This window comes from Paraburkholderia sp. GAS33 (assembly GCF_050436645.1).
GTDB lineage: Bacteria > Pseudomonadota > Gammaproteobacteria > Burkholderiales > Burkholderiaceae > Paraburkholderia > Paraburkholderia phenazinium_B.
The window spans coordinates 1-19879 of sequence record NZ_JBNDMP010000017.1; the positions used below are offsets into that span (position 1 = coordinate 1).

The 19879-nt window shown below is 63.0% G+C and carries 20 protein-coding genes and 1 pseudogene; 12 read left to right on the forward strand and 9 right to left on the reverse strand.

Annotated features, from left to right (window positions below; genetic code table 11):
- Positions 1-674, reverse strand: a pseudogene (locus tag P3T24_RS34315) (NAD(P)(+) transhydrogenase (Re/Si-specific) subunit alpha); the annotation flags it as partial.
- A 187-nt stretch (positions 675-861) separates the two neighbouring features.
- On the opposite strand from P3T24_RS34315, the gene P3T24_RS34320 reads away from it, so the two are divergent.
- From P3T24_RS34320 to P3T24_RS34330, 3 genes are all read left to right on the forward strand, one after another.
- On the forward strand, positions 862-1410 hold the full coding sequence (locus P3T24_RS34320) for an NUDIX hydrolase (protein ID WP_429441240.1): 549 nt from the start codon (positions 862-864) through the stop codon (positions 1408-1410).
- A complete protein-coding gene (gene mnmA / locus P3T24_RS34325) occupies positions 1407-2552 on the forward strand; it encodes a tRNA 2-thiouridine(34) synthase MnmA (RefSeq protein WP_429441243.1) in 1146 nt (381 codons plus the stop codon). The genes P3T24_RS34320 and mnmA overlap by 4 nt, the downstream gene beginning before the upstream one ends.
- Before the next feature lie 66 nt (positions 2553-2618).
- Positions 2619-4229, forward strand: coding sequence for an FMN-binding glutamate synthase family protein (locus tag P3T24_RS34330; protein WP_429286587.1), 1611 nt, complete (start codon positions 2619-2621; stop codon positions 4227-4229).
- Positions 4230-4293: 64 nt separating this feature from the next.
- On the opposite strand, the gene P3T24_RS34335 is transcribed toward P3T24_RS34330, so the two are convergent.
- Positions 4294-4914 carry a glutathione S-transferase C-terminal domain-containing protein gene (locus tag P3T24_RS34335; RefSeq protein ID WP_074262439.1) on the reverse strand — a complete coding sequence of 207 codons (621 nt, stop codon included), beginning with the start codon at positions 4912-4914 and terminating at the stop codon, positions 4294-4296.
- Positions 4915-5112: 198 nt separating this feature from the next.
- Between P3T24_RS34335 and P3T24_RS34340 the strand changes: the two genes are divergently transcribed.
- The 5 genes from P3T24_RS34340 to purH all read left to right on the forward strand — a co-directional run bounded on the left by P3T24_RS34340 (position 5113) and on the right by purH (position 10956).
- Positions 5113-6525, forward strand: coding sequence for an aminopeptidase P N-terminal domain-containing protein (locus tag P3T24_RS34340; protein WP_429441246.1), 1413 nt, complete (start codon positions 5113-5115; stop codon positions 6523-6525).
- A gap of 19 nt (positions 6526-6544) precedes the next feature.
- Positions 6545-7792 carry a UbiH/UbiF/VisC/COQ6 family ubiquinone biosynthesis hydroxylase gene (locus tag P3T24_RS34345; protein WP_429441248.1) on the forward strand — a complete coding sequence of 416 codons (1248 nt, stop codon included), beginning with the start codon at positions 6545-6547 and terminating at the stop codon, positions 7790-7792.
- A gap of 245 nt (positions 7793-8037) precedes the next feature.
- Complete coding sequence (gene dusB, locus P3T24_RS34350) at positions 8038-9102, forward strand: tRNA dihydrouridine synthase DusB (protein ID WP_429441251.1); 1065 nt, start codon at positions 8038-8040, stop codon at positions 9100-9102.
- Entirely contained in the window at positions 9099-9332 is a 234-nt protein-coding gene (locus P3T24_RS34355) for a Fis family transcriptional regulator (RefSeq protein WP_006049915.1), read from the forward strand. The genes dusB and P3T24_RS34355 overlap by 4 nt, the downstream gene beginning before the upstream one ends.
- Before the next feature lie 58 nt (positions 9333-9390).
- The gene (purH, locus tag P3T24_RS34360) at positions 9391-10956 is read left to right on the forward strand and encodes a bifunctional phosphoribosylaminoimidazolecarboxamide formyltransferase/IMP cyclohydrolase (RefSeq protein ID WP_429441253.1); all 1566 of its coding nucleotides are present in this window, start codon (positions 9391-9393) and stop codon (positions 10954-10956) included.
- Between the two features lie 157 nt (positions 10957-11113).
- Here purH and P3T24_RS34365 read toward each other — a convergent pair whose 3' ends face one another.
- Entirely contained in the window at positions 11114-11353 is a 240-nt protein-coding gene (locus tag P3T24_RS34365; RefSeq protein WP_074262443.1) for a hypothetical protein, read from the reverse strand.
- Positions 11354-11512: 159 nt separating this feature from the next.
- On the opposite strand from P3T24_RS34365, the gene ruvC reads away from it, so the two are divergent.
- The 3 genes from ruvC to ruvB all read left to right on the forward strand — a co-directional run bounded on the left by ruvC (position 11513) and on the right by ruvB (position 13991).
- Entirely contained in the window at positions 11513-12055 is a 543-nt protein-coding gene (ruvC, locus tag P3T24_RS34370) for a crossover junction endodeoxyribonuclease RuvC (protein WP_429411677.1), read from the forward strand.
- A gap of 90 nt (positions 12056-12145) precedes the next feature.
- Positions 12146-12727, forward strand: a complete 582-nt coding sequence (gene ruvA / locus P3T24_RS34375; protein WP_429286594.1) for a Holliday junction branch migration protein RuvA — start codon at positions 12146-12148, stop codon at positions 12725-12727.
- A 199-nt stretch (positions 12728-12926) separates the two neighbouring features.
- Entirely contained in the window at positions 12927-13991 is a 1065-nt protein-coding gene (gene ruvB, locus P3T24_RS34380) for a Holliday junction branch migration DNA helicase RuvB (RefSeq protein ID WP_074262446.1), read from the forward strand.
- A 160-nt stretch (positions 13992-14151) separates the two neighbouring features.
- Here ruvB and P3T24_RS34385 read toward each other — a convergent pair whose 3' ends face one another.
- The 3 genes from P3T24_RS34385 to tyrS all read right to left on the reverse strand — a co-directional run bounded on the left by P3T24_RS34385 (position 14152) and on the right by tyrS (position 16631).
- Positions 14152-14823, reverse strand: coding sequence for a histidine phosphatase family protein (locus P3T24_RS34385; protein WP_429441255.1), 672 nt, complete (start codon positions 14821-14823; stop codon positions 14152-14154).
- A gap of 82 nt (positions 14824-14905) precedes the next feature.
- A complete protein-coding gene (dtd, locus tag P3T24_RS34390; protein ID WP_429441257.1) occupies positions 14906-15370 on the reverse strand; it encodes a D-aminoacyl-tRNA deacylase in 465 nt (154 codons plus the stop codon).
- A 13-nt stretch (positions 15371-15383) separates the two neighbouring features.
- Positions 15384-16631 carry a tyrosine--tRNA ligase gene (tyrS, locus tag P3T24_RS34395; RefSeq protein ID WP_429441352.1) on the reverse strand — a complete coding sequence of 416 codons (1248 nt, stop codon included), beginning with the start codon at positions 16629-16631 and terminating at the stop codon, positions 15384-15386.
- A gap of 167 nt (positions 16632-16798) precedes the next feature.
- Between tyrS and P3T24_RS34400 the strand changes: the two genes are divergently transcribed.
- Positions 16799-17932, forward strand: coding sequence for an anhydro-N-acetylmuramic acid kinase (locus P3T24_RS34400; protein WP_429441259.1), 1134 nt, complete (start codon positions 16799-16801; stop codon positions 17930-17932).
- An 85-nt stretch (positions 17933-18017) separates the two neighbouring features.
- Here P3T24_RS34400 and erpA read toward each other — a convergent pair whose 3' ends face one another.
- From erpA to rplM, 3 genes are all read right to left on the reverse strand, one after another.
- Positions 18018-18383, reverse strand: a complete 366-nt coding sequence (gene erpA, locus P3T24_RS34405; protein ID WP_074262450.1) for an iron-sulfur cluster insertion protein ErpA — start codon at positions 18381-18383, stop codon at positions 18018-18020.
- A gap of 200 nt (positions 18384-18583) precedes the next feature.
- A complete protein-coding gene (gene rpsI, locus P3T24_RS34410) occupies positions 18584-18976 on the reverse strand; it encodes a 30S ribosomal protein S9 (protein WP_074262451.1) in 393 nt (130 codons plus the stop codon).
- An 11-nt stretch (positions 18977-18987) separates the two neighbouring features.
- A complete protein-coding gene (rplM, locus tag P3T24_RS34415) occupies positions 18988-19416 on the reverse strand; it encodes a 50S ribosomal protein L13 (RefSeq protein WP_074262452.1) in 429 nt (142 codons plus the stop codon).
- Between the last annotated feature and the right edge of the window lie 463 nt (positions 19417-19879).

Genomic DNA, 19879 nt, shown 5'->3' on the forward strand with positions numbered 1-19879 from the left:
TGTGCGGCCTCGCGCTCCTCGTCGGTCTCATACGGCACGTCGAGAAACTTGGCGCCGAGCGATTCGATCTGCTCTTTCACCGCCGGACGCACGTCGGAGGCTTCGATCACCGCGCCGAGGCGCTTGGCAGTCGCGATCGCCTGCAGACCCGCGACGCCGGCGCCGAGAATCAGTACGCGCGCCGCTTTCACCGTGCCTGCAGCCGTCATCAGCATCGGCATGAAGCGGGGGTAGAGATCGGCGGCGAGCAGCACGGCCTTGTAGCCGGCAATGTTGGCTTGCGACGACAGCACGTCGAGGCTCTGCGCACGGGTCGTGCGCGGCGCGGCTTCCAGCGCGAATGCCGTTACACCAGCAGTGGCGAGCTTCGCCGCATTGTCGGCATTGAAAGGATCGAGCATACCCACCAGCACCGCGCCGCGTTTCAGATGCGGCAGCTCGGTCTCAGTCGGCGATTGGACCTTGAGGACGAGATCGGCGCCGAAGGCGGTGGCTGCATCGACGATCTCCGCGCCTACCGCGCTGAAAGCCTCGTCAGGAAAGCTGGCGCCAGTTCCGGCGCCGCTCTGGATCGTGACCCGGTGGCCCTGCGATACGTATTTCTTGACCGTCTCGGGGGTGGCGGCAACGCGTGTTTCATGCGCTCGCGTCTCGGCTGGCACTCCGATGTGCATCGTTGAATCCTCCTCGGCCTTCCTGTTGTTACGACAGAGCTGCCGACGAGGCACGCCGGCTTGAACTTGCAACGGCAACGACGCCACTGTAACCGAAACCGGGGGGTTCCCCGAAATCAGGGACAATCCGGGGGGCCACCGACCGCTTCCGGGCAGCCAGCCGTCATAGACGGTAAAATACCGCCCCATGAATCCGGAAACCTGGGCTGCGCACGTCACCGTGGCCGCCATCGTCGAGCGCGACGGACGCTTCCTCCTCGTCGAGGAACATACGGACGACGGGCTGCGTCTGAACCAGCCCGCCGGCCATCTGGAGGCGGGCGAAACGCTCGTCGAAGCGGCCGTGCGCGAAACGCTCGAAGAATCCGCGCATCCGTTCACGCCCGAGGCGCTGGTAGGCGTCTATATGGCGCATTTCGGGCGGCCCGCCCCTGCCGCCGCTGTGCAGGATGCGGGCGGTGGAAATACGGACGGCAGCGCGACTGGCGCCACTTATCTGCGCTTCACTTATTGCGGCAGTGCCGGGGCAGCCGATCCCAACCGCGCGCTCGATCCCGATATCGTCCGCACGCTGTGGATGAGCGCCGACGAGTTGCGCGCGTGCCCCGAGCGGCATCGCACCCCGCTCGTGATGCGCTGTATCGACGATTACCTCGCAGGCCGGCGTTTCCCGCTCGACTTCGTGCATACGCATTCGGTCGGGCCCACCCGATCAAGCAAGTCAGGCAACCCATGAGCAAGCAGAAAGTCGTAGTAGGCATGTCGGGCGGCGTCGATTCGTCGGTCACCGCATGGCTGCTCAAAGAGCAAGGTTACGACGTCGTCGGTCTTTTCATGAAGAACTGGGAAGACGATGACGACGGCGAGTACTGCTCGACCCGGCAGGACTGGATCGACGTCGTTTCGGTGGCCGATCTGATTGGCATCGACGTCGAGGCGGTCAACTTCGCCGCCGAATACAAGGACCGCGTGTTCACCGAATTCCTGCGCGAATACTCGGCCGGCCGCACGCCGAATCCGGACGTACTGTGCAACGCGGAGATCAAGTTCAAGGCTTTCCTCGATCACGCCATGACGCTTGGCGCCGAGACCATTGCGACTGGCCACTACGCCCGCGTGCGCGAAGTCGAAGGCCGCTTTGAACTGCTAAAGGCGTTCGACCACACGAAAGATCAGTCGTACTTCCTGCATCGCCTGAATCAGGCGCAGTTGTCGAAGACGATGTTTCCGCTCGGCGAAATCCCCAAGACGAAGGTGCGCGAGATCGCCGAGCAGATCGGCCTGCCGAATGCCAAAAAGAAAGATTCGACCGGCATCTGCTTCATTGGCGAGCGGCCGTTCCGCGATTTTCTGAACCGCTATCTGCCCACCAAGCCAGGACCCATGAAAACTACCGACGGCAAGGTGGTGGGCGAGCATATTGGCCTCGCGTTCTATACGTTCGGCCAGCGCAAGGGCATTGGCCTCGGCGGCAGCAAGGAAGGCAGCGGCGAGCCGTGGTTCGTGGCGGGCAAGGATATTCCGTCGAATACGCTCTACGTCGCGCAGGGCCACGATCATTCGTGGCTGCTGAGCCATTCTTTGAGCGCGGGCAATACCAGCTGGGTGGCGGGCCATCCGCCCACCGAAGACTTCGCGTGCGGCGCGAAAACGCGCTACCGCCAGGCCGATGCAGCCTGCACATTCAGCACCTCGGGCGAGGCAGACGGCCACTTCGCGCTGAATTTTGAAGACGCGCAGTGGGCTGTCACACCAGGGCAATCGGCGGTGCTCTACGATGGCGAAATCTGTCTTGGCGGTGGCATCATCGAACACGCAGCAACTGCACAGCCGGCCGTGCGGCAACCTCAAAGCGCTGCATTGCTGAGCGCGCGGTAAGGGACGCGCTCAGCGGCGCAGCAAGATAACAATCAGCGGTCAACCGCTCTCTGCAACGGAGTCCCCATGTTTTCTCGACGCTACCTGGCCATGTGGTGTGCAGTTGCCCTGCTCGTCGCGTGCGCGGCGCTGGCCGCGACACAACACCTGTCGTGGTTCTGGATCATCATTCCCGTGCTGCTGGTCGCGCTCGGCCTGTTCGATCTGACCCAGGAGCGCCACGCGATCCTGCGCAACTATCCGTTGTGGGGCCATTTCCGCTTCATGTTCGAATTCGTCCGGCCTGAGATCCGCCAGTATTTCGTCGAGGACGATACCGAAGAAAGGCCGTTCTCGCGCGCGCAGCGAAGCATCGTCTATCAGCGCGCCAAGAACGACGTCGACAGCCGTCCATACGGCACCGAGCTCGACGTGAAGGCGGTAGCGCACGAATGGATTAGCCACTCGCTCGCGCCGACCAAACTCGACGGCCACGACTTCCGCATCGTCGTAGGCCCGGATCGCAAGCAGCCCTACTCGATGTCGATTTTCAACGTGTCGGCGATGAGCTTCGGCTCGCTCTCGGCCAACGCAATCATGGCGCTCAATCTCGGCGCCAAGAAAGGCAACTTCGCGCACGACACCGGCGAAGGTTCGATGTCGAAATATCACCGCGAGCACGGCGGCGACATCATCTGGGAAATCGCTTCGGGCTACTTCGGATGCCGCAACGACGACGGCAGCTTCAACGCCGACAAGTTCGCGAAACAGGCGCACGAGCCGCAGGTGAAGATGATCGAGGTGAAGCTCTCGCAGGGGGCGAAGCCGGGCCACGGCGGTGTGCTGCCGGCCGCCAAGATCACGCCGGAGATTGCCGAAACGCGTGGTGTGCCGATGGGCCGCGACTGCATCTCGCCCGCGACCCACTCCGAGTTTTCCACGCCGCGCGGCCTGCTCGAGTTCGTCGAACGTCTGCGCAATCTCTCAGGCGGCAAGCCGACCGGTTTCAAGCTGTGTATCGGCCACCCGTGGGAGTTCTTCGGCATCGCCAAGGCGATGCTGGAGACGGGCATCCTGCCGGATTTCATCGTCGTCGACGGCGCGGAAGGCGGCACCGGTGCGGCGCCGCTGGAGTTCACCGATCACGTCGGCGTGCCGCTGCAGGAAGGCTTGCTGCTGGTGCATAACACGCTCGTAGGCATCGGCCTGCGGACGCGGATTCGCATCGGCGCGAGCGGCAAGATGATCACCGCTTTCGATATCACCAAGACCCTCGCGATCGGCGCCGACTGGGTCAACTCGGCGCGCGGCTTCATGTTTGCAGTCGGCTGCATCCAGGCGCAGACCTGTCACACGGGGCGTTGCCCGACCGGCGTGGCCACCCAGGACCAGGTGCGCCAGCGCGCGCTCGTGGTGCCGGACAAGTCCGACCGCGTCTTCAACTTCCATCACAACACCTTGCACGCGCTGCAGGAGATCATTCAGGCGGCGGGTCTCAAGCATCCGGCGGAACTGCGTGCGCATCACATCGTGCGGCGAGTGTCGTCGCATGAGGTGAGCCTCATGTCGGATCTGCTAAAGTATCTCGAGCCGAATGATCTGCTGAACGGCAACCACCGCTACTCGATCTACGAGAAGTGGTGGCCGGTGGCAAGCGCCGACTCGTTCGCGCCAAAGGTCGAACTCGCGGCGACCTGATACCTGCAACGAACCTGCGGACGAAGGCGGCGAAGCCGTCGTCCGTCACGCCTGCGCAACGCGCTCAGTCCGCCGGAAACGTATCGATAAACGACTGCCGCTGCGACAGCTTCTGGAAGTGTTTGTCGAGATTCGGATAGGCCTCGCGCCAGTTGAGCGCCGGCATGCGGAAATCGAGGTAGCCGAGCGCGCAGCCCATGGCGATATCCGCCAGCGTGTAGCGGCTACCCGCACACCACGGGTTGCTACCCAGCCCTTGCGACATCGCCACCAGCCCGTCGTCGATCTTGCGTTGCTGGCGCGCGAGCCACGCGTCCGAACGGTGTTCCTCCGCCCGTAGCGTGCCCTCGAGCCGGATCAGCACGGCGGCATCCATGACGCCGTCCGCAAGCGCTTCCCAGCAGCGCACCTCGACACGCTCCCGGCCCGACGGCGGAATCAGCTTGCCGACCGGCGACAGCGTATCCGCGTACTCGCAGATCACGCGCGAGTCGAATACCGCCTCGTCGTCGTCCATCACGAGGCACGGCACCTTGCCGATCGGATTGAAGGCATGGATGCTGGTATCCGGCGCCCAGACGTTTTCGAGCACCAGCTTGTAGTCGATCTTCTTTTCGGCGAATACGATCCGTGCCTTGCGGACAAACGGACTGCCGAGCGAACCGATGAGTTTCATCATCACCATTTGCCTTTTCTGGAATTGGGCGGAAGTATACGTTGGTTGACCGCGATACAGACGGCCGCTCCCATCTTCTGGACTGGCGGCGGCCGGACCTGTGGACGGATTGCAACATTGCCGTGTGCCGCGCCGGACGTCTATCCGGCCAGATGGCCAGGGGGTGCGCGCCGCAATCCTGGCTCAATTGGGCGCTACAATCTCGCTATGAACCAGCCGAACGAACCCACTCTCGCCATCGACGTTTACCGCAAGCGCCGCGAGCGCGTGCTCGCTGCGCTGCGCGCGGCAGGCGGCGGCGTCGCCATCGTCCCCACCGCACCGGAGGTGGTGCGCAACCGGGACGCCGATTATCCGTACCGGCACGACAGCTACTTCTACTACCTGACCGGCTTTACCGAGCCGCAGGGTCTGCTCGTGCTCGACGCCAGCGCAGGCGGGAGCGGACCGGCTTCGATCCTGTTCTGCCGCGCCAAGAACGAAGAGCGCGAGATCTGGGACGGCTTCCGCTTCGGCCCCGAGGCCGCCCGCGAGGCGTTCGGCGTCGACGCGGCGTTTGCAGTCGAAGATATCGAAAGCCAGATGCCGCTGATCCTCGCCGACAAGCCCGCGCTGCACTACGCGCTCGGCAGCTCGGCGGATCTGGACGAAAAGGTCCGCCGCTGGCTCGACGCGGTGCGTGGCAAAGCCCGCAGCGGCGTCGCCGCTCCGGCTGCCGCGCATGACCTGCTGCCGCTGCTCGACGAGATGCGGCTCTTCAAGGACAGCCACGAACTGTCGATCATGCGTCGTGCCGGCCAGATCTCGGCGCAGGCGCATCGCCGCGCGATGGCCGCGTCTTTTGCAGGCGTGCGTGAGTACGAACTCGAAGCCGAACTGCTGTACACATTCCGCAAACACGGTGCACAAGGGCCGGCATACGGCTCGATCGTCGCTGCGGGCAGCAACGCCTGCGTGCTGCACTACGCAGCCGGCAACACGATTGCCCGCGACGGCGACCTGATCCTGATCGACGCCGCCTGCGAGCTCGACGGCTACGCTTCCGATATTACGCGCACGTTCCCGGCAAACGGCCGCTTTACGCCGGCGCAGCGCGAGCTGTACGACATCGTGCTCGCCGCCCAGGAAGCCGCCGTCGCCGCCACCCGGCCTGGCGCCGCCTTCGACGACCCGCATAACGCCGCGCTGCGCGTGTTGTCGCAGGGTCTGCTCGATACGGGCATCGTCGACCGGGGGCTCTTCTCGTCCGTCGACGATGTGATCGTGGAGCGCGCCTACGCGCCCTTCTACATGCACCGCACCAGCCACTGGATCGGCATGGACGTGCACGACTGCGGCGACTATCGCGAACGCGGCGCACCGCGCGATGCACAAGGCGCGCTGCCGTCGCGCACGTTGCATCCGTCGATGGCATTGACGATCGAACCGGGTCTTTACATTCGCCCGACGGAAAATGTCCCCGAGCGTTACTGGCATATCGGCATCCGCATTGAGGACGACGCTGTCGTCACGCCGAACGGCTGCGAACTGTTGACGCGCGACGTGCCGGTCAAGGCCGACGAGATCGAAGCGCTGATGCGGGAAGCGCAGGCAACAGCCAGCGCCACGCGCGCGGTTTGAACGGACCGACCGATCGCTCATGAACGACGCTTCTCAACCAGCCGGCGTTGTGCAAGCCGGCTCACAAGACGCCACTGGCGGCGCAGATTCTGCTGAAGCGTCGTTCGATTTCGACGTGACCATCGTCGGCGCGGGGCCGGTCGGGCTCGCGTTGGCCGGTTGGCTCGCGCGGCGCAGTGCGACCCAGGGACTGTCGATCGCGCTGATCGACGCACGCAAGCCGGAAGACGCTTTGCGCGATCCACGCGCAATCGCCGTGTCGCAAGGCAGCCGGATGATTCTCGAGCCGCTGCGCTGGCCCTCGGACGCGACCGCGATTCACCACATCCATGTATCGCAGCGCGGACATTTCGGCCGTACGCTGATCGACCACACCGAGCATGGCTTGCCCGCGCTTGGGTATGTGTTGCGCTATGGCTCGATCGTGCAGTCGCTCGCCGAGGCAGTGCGGCCGACTTCGGTGCACTGGTTCCAGTCCACCTCCGCCCAGACGCCGGTTCAGGAAGAAGACGGCGTGACGCTGCCGGTGGAAACCGAACACGGCGCACGCACGCTGCGCACGCGTATTCTGGTGAACGCCGAAGGTGGGCTGTTTCATGAGCAACAGAAACGCGGCGGCACCGGCGGCACGCGTGATTACGGTCAGACGGCGCTCGTCGGCACGGTTACGGTATCGAGGCCACGCCCGCATGTCGCGTGGGAGCGTTTCACCGACCAGGGACCGATTGCGCTGCTGCCGACCGGCGGCGCGCGCGATGCCGACTACGCGCTGGTCTGGTGCTGCGCCCCGGAGGAAGCGGCGCGCCGCGCGCAATTGCCCGACGATGCGTTTCTGCTCGAGCTCGGCACCGCGTTTGGCGACCGGATGGGACGCTTCACTCAAATCAAAGGCCGCGCTTCGTTCCCGCTCGGCCTGAACGCACTCGATACGTTGGTCAAGGGCCGGATCGCGGCAATCGGCAATGCGGCGCAGACGTTGCATCCGGTAGCGGGCCAGGGGCTCAACCTCGGGCTGCGCGACGCCCACGCCCTCACCGACGCGCTCTCGCAACACGGTGCGACACCGCTCGCACTAGCGTTGTTCGCCCAGCGCCGCGCGCTCGACCGGCGTCTGACAATTCGCTCCACCGATACGCTCGCGCGCCTCTTCACGGTCGACCTTCCGGCTCTCGGCACGCTGCGCGGGCTCGCGCTGACGGCGCTCGAATTCGTGCCGCCGGTCAAGACCGCACTGGCACGCCAAATGATGTTCGGACAGCGCCGCTAGACGGCTCAGGAATCGCATCGCGCGCAGACCGTGCGCCGGGCCAGTGCATCGGCTCGCCCCGCTGCCCGCTTGCGGTGATTCGCGTTCCGCGGGTCTATGAACCCGGGCACTTTCATAGAAGATTTAATGGCTTAGGAGCGTCTCAAGTCCGGTGACGGGAATCCGTTAACGCTAAAATAGCCGTTTTCCCTCGTGATCTGCGACCGTTTCTCATCGATTCGATGTGCCGCGGCTGCGCCCCTGTCATGCCCACTCTCGGCTCCCACAATCTGCGCAACAACCTGTTCGTCGCCCCCATGGCGGGTGTGACCGACCGGCCGTTCCGTCAGCTCTGCAAGCGGCTGGGCGCGGGCTATGCCGTGTCGGAAATGGTCGCATCGAACGCGCAGTTGTGGAAAAGCGAAAAAACCATGCGCCGCGCGAACCACACGGGCGAGGTCGAGCCGATCGCCGTGCAGATCGCCGGCGCCGATCCGGACATGATGGCGGAGGCGGCTCGCTATAACGTCGCCAACGGCGCGCAGATCATCGACATCAACATGGGCTGTCCGGCCAAGAAGGTGTGCAATGTGGCGGCCGGCTCCGCGTTGCTGCAGAACGAACCGCTCGTGCAGCGCATCGTCGAGGCGGTGGTCGGCGCGGTGGGCGTGGGTCCCGACGCGGTGCCCGTCACGCTGAAAATCCGCACCGGCTGGAATCGTGACAACAAGAACGCGTTGAGTGTGGCGCGTCTGGCCGAAGACGCCGGCATTTCGATGCTGACCGTACACGGCCGCACGCGCGCCGACCTGTACCACGGCGACGCTGAATACGAAACCATCGCCGCCGTGAAGGCCGCGGTGCGCATCCCGGTGGTCGCCAACGGCGACATCACTTCGCCGCACAAGGCGCGCCAGGTGCTCGCCGCTACCGGCGCGGACGCGATCATGATCGGCCGCGCGGCGCAGGGCCGTCCGTGGCTGTTTCGCGAGATCGGGCATTTCCTGCAAACCGGCGAGCTGTTGCCGCCGCCGCGCATCGACGAGATCCAGCAGGTCATGAACGAGCATCTCGAAGATCACTACGCGTTCTACGGCGAATTTACAGGCGTGCGCACGGCACGCAAGCACATCGGCTGGTACACTCGCGGCCTTTCTGGCGCCAATGTGTTCCGCCACCGCATGAATACGCTGGACACGACGCGCGAACAACTGCTCGCCGTCAACGAGTTCTTCGACGCCCAAAAGGCGTTCTCCGACCGCCTCGTCTACGTGGAAGAGGATGTCAACCCGAACGGCGAGCCGGACCAATCCGACCGACTAGCAGCATGAGCAAGAACAATATCGAACAATCAGTCCGCGACAGCCTGGGAATATACTTCCAGGACCTCGACGGCTCCAATCCGCACGACGTCTACGACATGGTTATTTCGTGTGTCGAAAAACCGTTGCTCGAGGTGGTGCTCGAGCAGGCCGGCGGCAATCAGTCGCTGGCCGCCGAGTATCTCGGCATTAACCGCAATACGCTGCGCAAGAAGCTGCAACAGCATGGTCTGCTGTAGCGCATTGTAGTTTCCTGACGCCCCTGCCACCTCCCCCTTCGGCTTCTCATTCTTCATCATGATCAAGCAAGCGCTCATCTCCGTTTCCGACAAGTCCGGCATCGTCGATTTCGCCAAATCGCTGTCGGACCTCGGCGTCAAGATCCTGTCCACCGGCGGCACCGCGAAACTGCTCGCAGATGCGGGTTTGCCCGTTACCGAAGTGGCCGACTACACGGGCTTCCCGGAAATGCTCGACGGACGCGTGAAAACGCTGCATCCGAAGGTGCACGGCGGCATCCTCGCGCGGCGCGACCTGCCGGAACACATGGCCGCGCTTGAAAAGCACGGCATTCCGACAATCGATCTGCTGGTCGTGAATCTGTACCCGTTCGTGCAGACGGTGGCGAAGGAAGAGTGCTCGCTGGAAGACGCGATCGAGAACATCGATATCGGCGGCCCAACCATGTTGCGCTCGGCGGCGAAGAATCACCGTGATGTGACCGTGGTGGTCGACCCGGCGGATTACGCGGTGGTGCTTGAAGAGATGCGTGCGAACGGCAATGCGGTGGGCTACAAAACCAACTTCCGTCTCGCGACAAAAGTGTTCGCGCACACCGCGCAGTACGACGGCGCGATCACGAACTATCTGACGAGCCTGACCGAAGAGCTGCAACATTCCTCGCGCAACACCTATCCGGCTACGTTCAATCTGGCGTTCGACAAGGTGCAGGATTTGCGCTACGGCGAAAACCCGCATCAGAGCGCCGCGTTCTACCGTGATCTGTCGGTGCCGGCCGGTGCGTTGGCAAACTATGAGCAGTTGCAAGGCAAGGAACTCTCGTATAACAACATCGCCGATTCCGACGCGGCGTGGGAATGCGTGAAGACGTTCGACGTGCCGGCCTGCGTGATCGTCAAGCACGCGAATCCGTGCGGCGTCGCCGTAGGCGCGGATGCGAATGAAGCGTATGCAAAAGCGCTGCAGACTGATCCGACTTCGGCGTTTGGCGGCATCATCGCCTTTAACCGTGAAGTGGATGAAGCGACGGCGCAGGCCGTGGCCAAGCAGTTTGTCGAAGTGCTGATTGCGCCTTCGTTCAGCGTGGCCGCGCGTCAGGTGTTCGAGGCGAAGAAGAATGTGCGTCTGCTGGAGATCGCTCTCGGCGAGGGTCATAACGCGTTCGACCTGAAGCGCGTCGGCGGCGGTCTACTGGTGCAATCGCTCGATTCGCACAATGTGCAGCCGCATGAGCTGCGCGTCGTCACGAAGCGTCATCCGACGCCGAGGGAAATGGACGATCTGCTGTTCGCGTGGCGTGTGGCGAAGTACGTGAAGTCGAATGCAATCGTGTTCTGTGGCAACGGCATGACGCTCGGCGTCGGCGCGGGCCAGATGAGCCGCGTGGACTCGGCACGGATTGCGAGTATCAAGGCACAGAACGCGGGTTTGACGCTGGCGGGTTCCGCCGTGGCGTCGGATGCGTTCTTCCCGTTTCGCGACGGCCTCGACGTGGTAGTCGCAGCAGGCGCGACCGCGGTGATCCAGCCGGGCGGTTCGATGCGCGATGATGAAGTGGTCGCAGCGGCCGATGAGCACAACATCGCGATGGTGTTGACGGGTGTGCGGCACTTCCGGCATTGATTGATTTGCGCGTGGGCTAGTGGGGTTGCGCGGCGGTTCTGAAGCTGGCGCGTTACGTTAGGCTCGATGGCTTTAAAAAGAACTGCCCGGCAGATTTTCTGCCGGGCAGTTTTGTTTATTACGCGCAATTTTCTGCGTCAAGGCGCGCCGCCCGATCCTAGTCGTCCGGGTTCTTCCTGGCGTAACCGGCACTCACGTCGGGGTGCGTGCTGATGTACGTGCTGAGCCCTTTGCCATTGCAAGCTAATCGCGTCATCTCGGCCACATGATCCGGCCCGACGCTCGCCTCGGTGTACCAATAGATCACCCCGGTCCTGAAGCGAACCGCGATGCAGCCCTCACCGAGCGCGTAGGCCTCGACGCCTGAGTCACCGCTTAGATTCCGATAGCGTTCCACGTTTGCACGTCCCGGTTGCTGCGAATCTCGCCCTTTGTTCAGCTTGCCACGTTGCGGACAATCCAGCGAGCCTATTTATTCCCGTCTCCACAACTCGCGAACGCCGCCTGGCCGCCGGTTCGTTGTAGTATCGCAAGCACCTGGTTCACAGCGTATCTCATGAGAATTCTCGGCATCGACCCCGGCTTGCGTGTGACCGGCTTCGGCGTAATCGACCAGAACGGTCACAAGCTCACTTATGTGGCAAGCGGCGTCATCAAGACGGCTGACGCCGACCTGCCGTCGCGCCTGGGCACGATTTTCGAAGGTATTTCGACGCTGATCCGTCAGCACGCCCCCGATCAATCCGCGATCGAAAAAGTGTTCGTCAACGTCAACCCGCAATCCACGCTCCTGCTCGGCCAGGCGCGTGGCGCTGCCATCTGCGGGCTGGTTGCTGGCGGTGTGCCAGTGGCCGAGTACACCGCACTGCAGTTGAAGCAGGCAGTGGTGGGCTACGGCCGCGCGACCAAGGAGCAGATGCAGCAGATGGTGGTGCGTCTGCTGAGCCTCTCCGGCGTGCCGGGGACAGACGCCGCCGACGCGCTCGGAATGGCGATCTGCCATGCGCATGGCGGCAGCACGCTTACCACGCTCGGCGGTATTGCGCCCTCGCTGGCGAAGAAGGGCCTGAGGGTGCGGCGTGGGCGTCTGGTGGGTTAGGCCTGGTTAGGGCCACCCCGCTCCGTCCCGCCGTTCGCTCTGCCCGCTCCCTGCGCTACACTCGCCCTTTCTCTCACGATTGAATCCGCCATGATCGGTCGCATTGCCGGCGTCCTGCTGGAAAAAAACCCACCACACCTGCTCGTCGACTGCAATGGCGTGGGCTACGAAGTCGACGTGCCGATGAGCACGTTTTACAACCTGCCCTCCACCGGCGAACGGGTAGTCCTGCTCACGCAGATGATCGTGCGCGAAGACGCTCACCTGCTGTACGGCTTCGGCACCGCCGAGGAACGCGCCACTTTCCGTGAGCTGCTGAAGATCACCGGCATCGGCGCCCGGATGGCGCTCGCCGTGCTCTCCGGCATGAGCGTGCACGAACTGGCGCAGACCGTCACGCTACAGGATGCGGCGCGCCTCACGCGCGTGCCCGGCATCGGCAAGAAAACGGCCGAGCGGCTGCTGCTGGAACTGAAGGGCAAGCTCGGGGCCGACCTCGGCTCGATGGCTGGAACGGTGTCGGCGTCCGACCACGCTTCCGATATCCTGAACGCATTGCTCGCATTGGGTTACTCCGAGAAAGAAGCCTTGGCAGCGGTCAAGAACGTGCCCGCCGGCACCGGCGTGTCCGAGGGCATCAAGCTTGCATTGAAGGCGCTCTCGAAGGGTTGACGGGAATCGCCGCGGCCGAGGCGGCTCAAAGATCGCTCGAAGGCCGCTCCATGCTGCCAAGGCTTGGCCCATAACGCTTGAGCCGCTGCAGCGAAACGTCTTGCGTGCGACGGCTTAAAGCATCGCACGCTACGGCCCAAAGCGCACCCTGGCCATTCGGCCAGCTTCGGCGGCGAGCACCACGCGGTACAATGCAAACATGATCGAAACCGACAAACTCGCAGCCGAGCGCATCATCGCTGCCACGCCCGTATCGCCGAACGAAGAAGCGTTCGAGCGGGCGTTGCGTCCGCGTCAGCTAGACGAGTACGTCGGGCAGGAAAAGGTGCGCGGCCAGCTCGAAATCTTCATCGAGGCCGCCCGCCGCCGCTCCGAATCGCTCGACCACGTGCTGCTGTTCGGGCCGCCGGGTCTCGGCAAAACCACGCTCGCGCACATCATTGCGCGGGAAATGGGTGTCAATCTGCGGCAAACGTCCGGGCCAGTGCTCGAGCGCGCGGGTGACCTCGCTGCGCTGCTCACCAACCTCGAAAAGAACGACGTCCTGTTCATCGACGAAATCCACCGGCTCTCGCCTGTCGTCGAGGAAATCCTGTACCCGGCACTCGAGGATTATCAGATCGACATCATGATCGGCGAAGGCCCGGCCGCTCGCAGCGTGAAGCTCGATCTGCAGCCCTTCACGCTGGTTGGCGCCACCACACGCGCCGGCATGCTGACCAATCCGCTGCGGGACCGCTTCGGCATCGTCTCGCGGCTCGAGTTTTACAACGCCGAGGAACTGGCGCGCATCGTCACGCGCTCGGCGTCGCTACTGCAGGCGCAGATTCATCCGGACGGCGCGTTCGAGATCGCGAAACGCGCCCGAGGCACGCCGCGTATCGCCAACCGTCTGCTGCGCCGCGTGCGCGACTTTGCCGAGGTCAAGGCAGACGGCAACATCACCGCCAGCGTGGCCGACGCCGCGCTCAAGATGCTGGATGTGGACCCGGTCGGCTTCGATCTGATGGACCGCAAACTGCTCGAGGCGATTCTGCACAAATTCGATGGCGGCCCGGTGGGCGTCGACAATCTGGCTGCGGCAATCGGCGAAGAACGCGACACAATTGAAGACGTGCTGGAGCCGTATCTGATCCAGCAGGGCTTTTTGCAGCGTACGCCGCGTGGCCGCGTCGCTACGCTGCTAACGTATCGTCACTTCGGTCTCGCCGCACCGGATTCTTCCAGCCCGGTGCGGGATCTTTGGGATTCGGGCGCACCCTGAACGAGCGAAAGTATGGTCGGAGGGTCCGACGAGGACATGCGGCCAGGTCAACGCCCAAGGCCCAACCAGTTATGCTACTCATTGCAGGACAGGACACCGTCGTACGCGGTTTCCAAACCCACCGCTGAACGCCCTCACTCCCGCTCCCGCGCAGTCCCCATCAAAGCCCCGGCGTAACAATCTTGCGCAACGTGTCGTCCTCGCTCGGCGCGTCCAGATGCGACACGTCAGCCCACGATTTCACCGTTGCCTTGCCACCGTCGAAGTCCACCACATTGACGCTCGTATTGAGCAACGCATAGTCACGCGGCACTTCCAGCGACAGGTCACGCGCGAACCGGTAGACGCAATCCAGCACGCCGCCGTGCGCCACGCACGCAACACGGCCGCCGGAATGCGCGGCGACGATCGGCGCAATCGCATCCATGACGCGATGGTAGAACGTCCGCATCGATTCGCCCTCCGGCGGCGCAAAGCCCGCGTCACGGCTTTGCCAGCGCTCGTATTCATCCGGATAGCGTTCGGCGATTTCGTCGCGGTCATAGCCCTGGAATGCGCCGTAAGAACGCTCGCGCAAACCTTCACGCAGTTGCAGCGGCAAGCCGAGGACATGCGCGATAGGCTGCGCGGTCTGCTGCGCGCGCTGCAGGTCGCTCGAATAGATTGCATCCAGCCGGGCACCTTGCTGCGCTTCGTCTGCGAGGCGGTGCGCAAGACGCTCGGCCTGCTCGAGACCGCTCGTCGCCAGCGGAATATCAATGAACCCCTGAATCCGCTTGGCGCGGTTCCATTCGGTCTCGCCGTGCCGGATGAAAAGAATCTGTGTGGACATGAGATGGGAGTGGGCGTCGCTAGCCGGTTGTGCCAAGACGCTATTGTCGCAAAACCGGCTCAGAGCCGTGCGAAGGGTTAGGTCAGGGTGAGGCGTGCGTCTGCAGCCAGAACGTCACCGGCCCGTCGTTGACGAGCGAAACCTGCATCTCCGCGCCGAATTCGCCAGTCCCGACAATCGGATGCTTCGCGCGCGCCGCTGCCACGAAGTAGTCGAACAGACGTTTGCCCTCGTCAGGCGGCGCGGCCGGCGTGAAGCTCGGACGCAGGCCGCTGTTCGTGTCCGCTGCCAGAGTGAATTGCGACACCAGCAGCAGGCCGCCAGCGCGGCCGGCGCCGTCGATATTCTGCACGGAGAGATTCATTTTGCCGGCCGCATCGCTAAACACGCGGTAGCCGAGCATCTTGGCGAGCAAGCGGTCGGCCGCGGCTTCGGTGTCGCCGCGCTCGGCGCATACCAGCGCCAGCAGGCCCGCTTCGATGGCGCCCGTGACACGTTCGCCGACTCGCACTTCCGCGCGCCGGACCCGCTGAATCAGCCCGATCATGAGCGGTGCTCCATCACGCCGTCAGCGTGACGCGCGCAAAACGACGCTTGCCAACCTGCACGACATACTCGCCCGCTTCGACCTTCAGGCCCTTGTCCGATACCGTTGCGCCATCGATCTTCACGCCGCCCTGCTCGATGTTGCGCAGCGCCTCGCTCGTCGACGGCACCAGGTTTGCCTGCTTCAGCAGTTGGCCAATCGCAAGCGGTGCACCCGCTAGCGTGACGGCCGGAATATCGTCAGGCACACCGCCCTTCGCGCGATGATTGAAGTCTTCGAGCGCGCGCTCAGCGTCAGCCTGCGAATGGAAACGCGCAACGATCTCTTGCCCGAGCATCACCTTGAAGTCACGTGGATTGCGCCCGCCTTCGATTTCCTTCCTGAAGCCGGCGATCTCGTCCATCGGGCGGAACGACAGCAGCTCGAAGTAACGCCACATCAGGTCGTCCGAAATGCTCATCAGCTTGCCGAACATATCGGTCGGCTTTTCGCTGATACCGATGTAGTTGTGCTTCGACTTCGACATCTTCTCGACGCCATCAAGGCCTTCGAGCAGCGGCATGGTCAGGATGCACTGCTGTTCCTGGCCGTACTGCTTCTGCAGCTCGCGACCCACCAGCAGGTTGAATTTCTGGTCGGTGCCGCCGAGTTCGAGGTCGGCATTGAGCGCGACCGAGTCGTAACCCTGCATCAACGGATAGAGGAATTCGTGAATCGAGATCGGCTGGCCGCCCTGATAGCGCTTGGTGAAGTCTTCGCGCTCGAGAATCCGCGCGACCGTGTAGCGCGACGCCAGCTTGATCATGCCATCGGCGCCGAGCGGCATCGACCATTCGCTGTTGTAGCGAATTTCGGTCTTCTCGCGGTCCAGCACCAGCGCGGCCTGCTCGAAGTAGGTCCTGGCATTGGACTCGATCTGTTCGCGCGTGAGCGGTGGACGCGTGGCGTTGCGGCCCGACGGGTCGCCGATCAGCGAGGTGAAATCGCCGATCAGGAAGATCACCGTATGCCCGAGATCCTGCAGCTGGCGCATCTTGTTCAGCACGACAGTATGGCCGATGTGGATATCGGGCGCCGTCGGGTCAAGACCGAGCTTGATGCGCAGCGGCGTGCCGGTGGCCGCGCTCTTCGCGAGCTTCTGTGCGAATTCTTCCTCGATCAGCAACTCATCGACGCCGCGCTTGGTAACGGCTAGCGCGTGGCGGACTTCGTCGGTGATCGGGAAGGCGGGAGTGGGCTTGGAGGTGGACTCGGTGCTCATGCTGGAACGGGAGGTCGCAAAAGGGAGATTGTCCCATAGATGCGCGCCGCCGCGCGGCCGGGAAGCGGTCATCCGGCTCCACCGCCGTCACCAGGACTACCTCACCGGCGCGAGCGCTGCTAATCTGCGAAGACGGTTCGCAATCAACAACTGACAGGAGCAGCAACGTGGCGCAAGAGAGTACGGCGGACGGCGTCTATCTCGGACTGATGTCGGGTACCAGCATGGACGGCGTGGATGGCATCGCCGTCGAATTCGCCAAAGGCAAGCCGCCGGTCGTGCTTGCAGAGGCGTTTGTCGGCTTCGCGGAGAGCCTGCGTCAGGCACTGTTCGGTCTGCAGCACCCGGGAGAGAACGAGATCGAACGCGAGGCGCTGGCGGCCAATGCGCTCGCCACACGGTACACGGTCTGCTGCCATGAATTGCTGCGCGCGGGCAATCTGTCTGCCGCGGACGTGCGGGCGATCGGCGTACACGGTCAGACCGTGCGGCATCGTCCCGAAAAGGGCTATACACGCCAGATCAACAATCCGGCATTGCTGGCGGAAATGGCCCGCATCGACGTTATCGCTGACTTTCGCAGCCGCGATGTCGCCGCAGGCGGTCAAGGCGCACCTCTGGTGCCGGCCTTTCACGCAACGGTGTTCGGGGCGCCGGGCGAAACGCGCGTGGTCTGCAACCTGGGCGGGATCAGCAACATCACGATTCTCAACGCTGCCGGCAGCGTGCGCGGTTTCGACTGCGGGCCGGCGAATGCGCTGCTCGACGAATGGGCGCAACGGCACCTGGGCAAGCCTTACGACGAAAACGGGCATTTTGCAGCAAGCGGACAGGTACACCGGCCGTTACTGCATGCGCTGCTCGACGAACCGTTCTTCGAGCAAAAGCCGCCCAAAAGCACCGGCCGCGATCTGTTCAACCCCGCGTGGCTCGACGCCAAACTGCAGGGCTTCGCAGGCGTCGCACCCGCCGACGTGCAGGCCACACTCGTTGCGCTGACGGCTATTACGGTGGCGCGGGAGATCGAACGGCATGCGTCGGATGTCCGCGCGGTCTACGTCTGTGGCGGAGGCGCACGCAACCCGGTCTTGATGAAGGCGATTCAAGGCGCACTGGAGGAAACCGGCGTGAGTGGCGTGCCTGTTCTGACGACCGAGGCGCTCGGCGTGCCGCCGCACCAGGTCGAACCACTGGCGTTCGCGTGGCTGGCGATGCGCTGCGTGGCCCGCGAGCCGGGCAACCTGGCGGCCGTCACGGGCGCTGCGGGCGAGCGGGTACTGGGCGCGATTTATCCGCGCTGAGGGCTCTACCGGACAGCGGACACGCAAATAAAAACGGGGCTTAAAAGCCCCGTTTCCGTGTACCGCCAGTGCAATTTTCGATCGTTTAGACCGAGAACGACGAACCGCAACCGCAGGTAGTCGTGGCGTTCGGATTCTTGATCACGAACTGGGCGCCGTTGATATCGTCCTTGTAGTCGATCTCAGCGCCAACCAGATACTGGTAGCTCATCGAGTCGATCAGCAGCTGGACGCCGCTCTTGTTCATCACGGTGTCGTCTTCGTTGACGGCTTCGTCGAACGTAAAACCATACTGGAAGCCCGAGCAGCCGCCACCCTGCACGAATACGCGCAGTTTCAGCTCCGGGTTGCCTTCTTCGTCGATCAGCTGCTTGACCTTGTCAGCCGCTGCGTCGGTAAAAACGAAGGGGCTAGGCATCTCGGTCACAGGGGTGTCGGTGACTGCGTTCATTCGAACTCTCCAAAAAAGCTTCTAACCGCTATTGTAGGGCTGATCTCAATATCGTGCCGAAGCCCACAAAATCAATGGGTTCTCTCCGAGGCGCAGCGATCGCCCCCGCATGACGCCCAGATACGAAAAAAGCCGCCAACGCAAACGCGCCGGCGGCTTTTGCAGTGACCCGGCCCGAAGGCCAGAGCACACCGAAGCGATTAACGCTTCGAGAATTGCTTCCTGCGACGTGCCTTGTGGAAGCCGACCTTCTTACGTTCGACTTCACGAGCGTCACGCGTAACGAAGCCAGCCTTCGACAGTTCCGGCTTCAGCGTTGCGTCATAGTCCATCAGCGCGCGGGTGATGCCGTGGCGAACCGCACCGGCTTGACCCGTTTCACCGCCACCCGACACGTTGACCTTGATGTCGAACGTGACAGCGTGGTTCGTGAGTTCCAGCGGCTGACGCACGATCATCAGCGACGTTTCGCGCGAGAAGTACTCAGCGATGGGCTTGCCGTTGACAACGATGTCGCCCTTGCCTGCCTTGATGAACACACGTGCAGTGGCGCTCTTGCGGCGGCCCGTGCCGTAATTCCAGTTACCGATCATGTGGGCTCCCCTTAGATCTCGAGCGCTTTCGGCTGTTGTGCCGAATGCGGATGCGTTGCTTCAGCGTAGACCTTCAGCTTCTTGATCATCGCGTAGCCGAGCGGGCCCTTCGGCAGCATGCCTTTGACCGCTTTCTCGAGCGCACGGCCCGGGAAGCGTTCCTGCATCTTGCCGAACGTCGTTTCATAAATACCGCCCGGGTAACCCGAGTGACGGTAGTACTTCTTGTCCGTGGACTTGTTGCCCGTCACACGGAGCTTGCCGGCGTTGATAACGATGATGAAATCACCGGTGTCGACGTGCGGAGTGAATTCTGGCTTGTGTTTGCCGCGAAGACGGTGTGCCACTTCGCTGGCGACACGCCCGAGAACCTTATCCGTCGCGTCAATCACGTACCATTCGCGCGTAACCTCATGGGCTTTTGCGGAAAATGTCTTCATGATCGATCCAAAAATAATTTCTGCGCCCAGTGTTTTTTTCCTGCTTGTAATGTGCGCATCGAGGCGCGTGCAGGCTCTCCCTGTTCTTCCTCCGCGGGCACGAATGCGGAAAAGCCTTGGATTATAAAGGAAATTCCGGCCTCAGGTCAAAATTTGAGGCGACCGGCGAGCAGGCGAAAAAAAACCCGAACGAGCGGTTCGGGTTTAATCCACCAAAGGAGGAGGGTGGAGGAGACATGCGGAGGTTGTCTGACTGCGGCAACCAATGAAAACGATTATATGAGCCGACCTTGTGCGACGCAAGAATATTTGCATTGCGAAATGCGATTTCATAATGTGGTTGTCGCCATGACCCCTCAACTAGCCTGCAATCTTCTTTAAGATCAAATATATAGCCTCAATCTGGCGCGGTTTCCGGTGTGAAAAAGTAGAGTAAAACCCCTAACCGGATCAGGGCAATCCC

Excerpts from the sequence above, each read along its gene's own strand:
- P3T24_RS34320 (WP_429441240.1), top strand. The coding sequence starts at position 862 with ATGAATCCGGAAACCTGGGCTGCGCACGTCACCGTGGCCGCCATCGTC.
- mnmA (WP_429441243.1), top strand. The coding sequence starts at position 1,407 with ATGAGCAAGCAGAAAGTCGTAGTAGGCATGTCGGGCGGCGTCGATTCG.
- P3T24_RS34330 (WP_429286587.1), top strand. The coding sequence starts at position 2,619 with ATGTTTTCTCGACGCTACCTGGCCATGTGGTGTGCAGTTGCCCTGCTC.
- P3T24_RS34335 (WP_074262439.1), bottom strand. The coding sequence starts at position 4,914 with ATGGTGATGATGAAACTCATCGGTTCGCTCGGCAGTCCGTTTGTCCGC.
- P3T24_RS34340 (WP_429441246.1), top strand. The coding sequence starts at position 5,113 with ATGAACCAGCCGAACGAACCCACTCTCGCCATCGACGTTTACCGCAAG.
- P3T24_RS34345 (WP_429441248.1), top strand. The coding sequence starts at position 6,545 with ATGAACGACGCTTCTCAACCAGCCGGCGTTGTGCAAGCCGGCTCACAA.
- dusB (WP_429441251.1), top strand. The coding sequence starts at position 8,038 with ATGCCCACTCTCGGCTCCCACAATCTGCGCAACAACCTGTTCGTCGCC.
- P3T24_RS34355 (WP_006049915.1), top strand. The coding sequence starts at position 9,099 with ATGAGCAAGAACAATATCGAACAATCAGTCCGCGACAGCCTGGGAATA.
- purH (WP_429441253.1), top strand. The coding sequence starts at position 9,391 with ATGATCAAGCAAGCGCTCATCTCCGTTTCCGACAAGTCCGGCATCGTC.
- ruvC (WP_429411677.1), top strand. The coding sequence starts at position 11,513 with ATGAGAATTCTCGGCATCGACCCCGGCTTGCGTGTGACCGGCTTCGGC.
- ruvA (WP_429286594.1), top strand. The coding sequence starts at position 12,146 with ATGATCGGTCGCATTGCCGGCGTCCTGCTGGAAAAAAACCCACCACAC.
- ruvB (WP_074262446.1), top strand. The coding sequence starts at position 12,927 with ATGATCGAAACCGACAAACTCGCAGCCGAGCGCATCATCGCTGCCACG.
- P3T24_RS34385 (WP_429441255.1), bottom strand. The coding sequence starts at position 14,823 with ATGTCCACACAGATTCTTTTCATCCGGCACGGCGAGACCGAATGGAAC.
- dtd (WP_429441257.1), bottom strand. The coding sequence starts at position 15,370 with ATGATCGGGCTGATTCAGCGGGTCCGGCGCGCGGAAGTGCGAGTCGGC.
- tyrS (WP_429441352.1), bottom strand. The coding sequence starts at position 16,631 with ATGAGCACCGAGTCCACCTCCAAGCCCACTCCCGCCTTCCCGATCACC.
- erpA (WP_074262450.1), bottom strand. The coding sequence starts at position 18,383 with ATGAACGCAGTCACCGACACCCCTGTGACCGAGATGCCTAGCCCCTTC.
- rpsI (WP_074262451.1), bottom strand. The coding sequence starts at position 18,976 with ATGATCGGTAACTGGAATTACGGCACGGGCCGCCGCAAGAGCGCCACT.
- rplM (WP_074262452.1), bottom strand. The coding sequence starts at position 19,416 with ATGAAGACATTTTCCGCAAAAGCCCATGAGGTTACGCGCGAATGGTAC.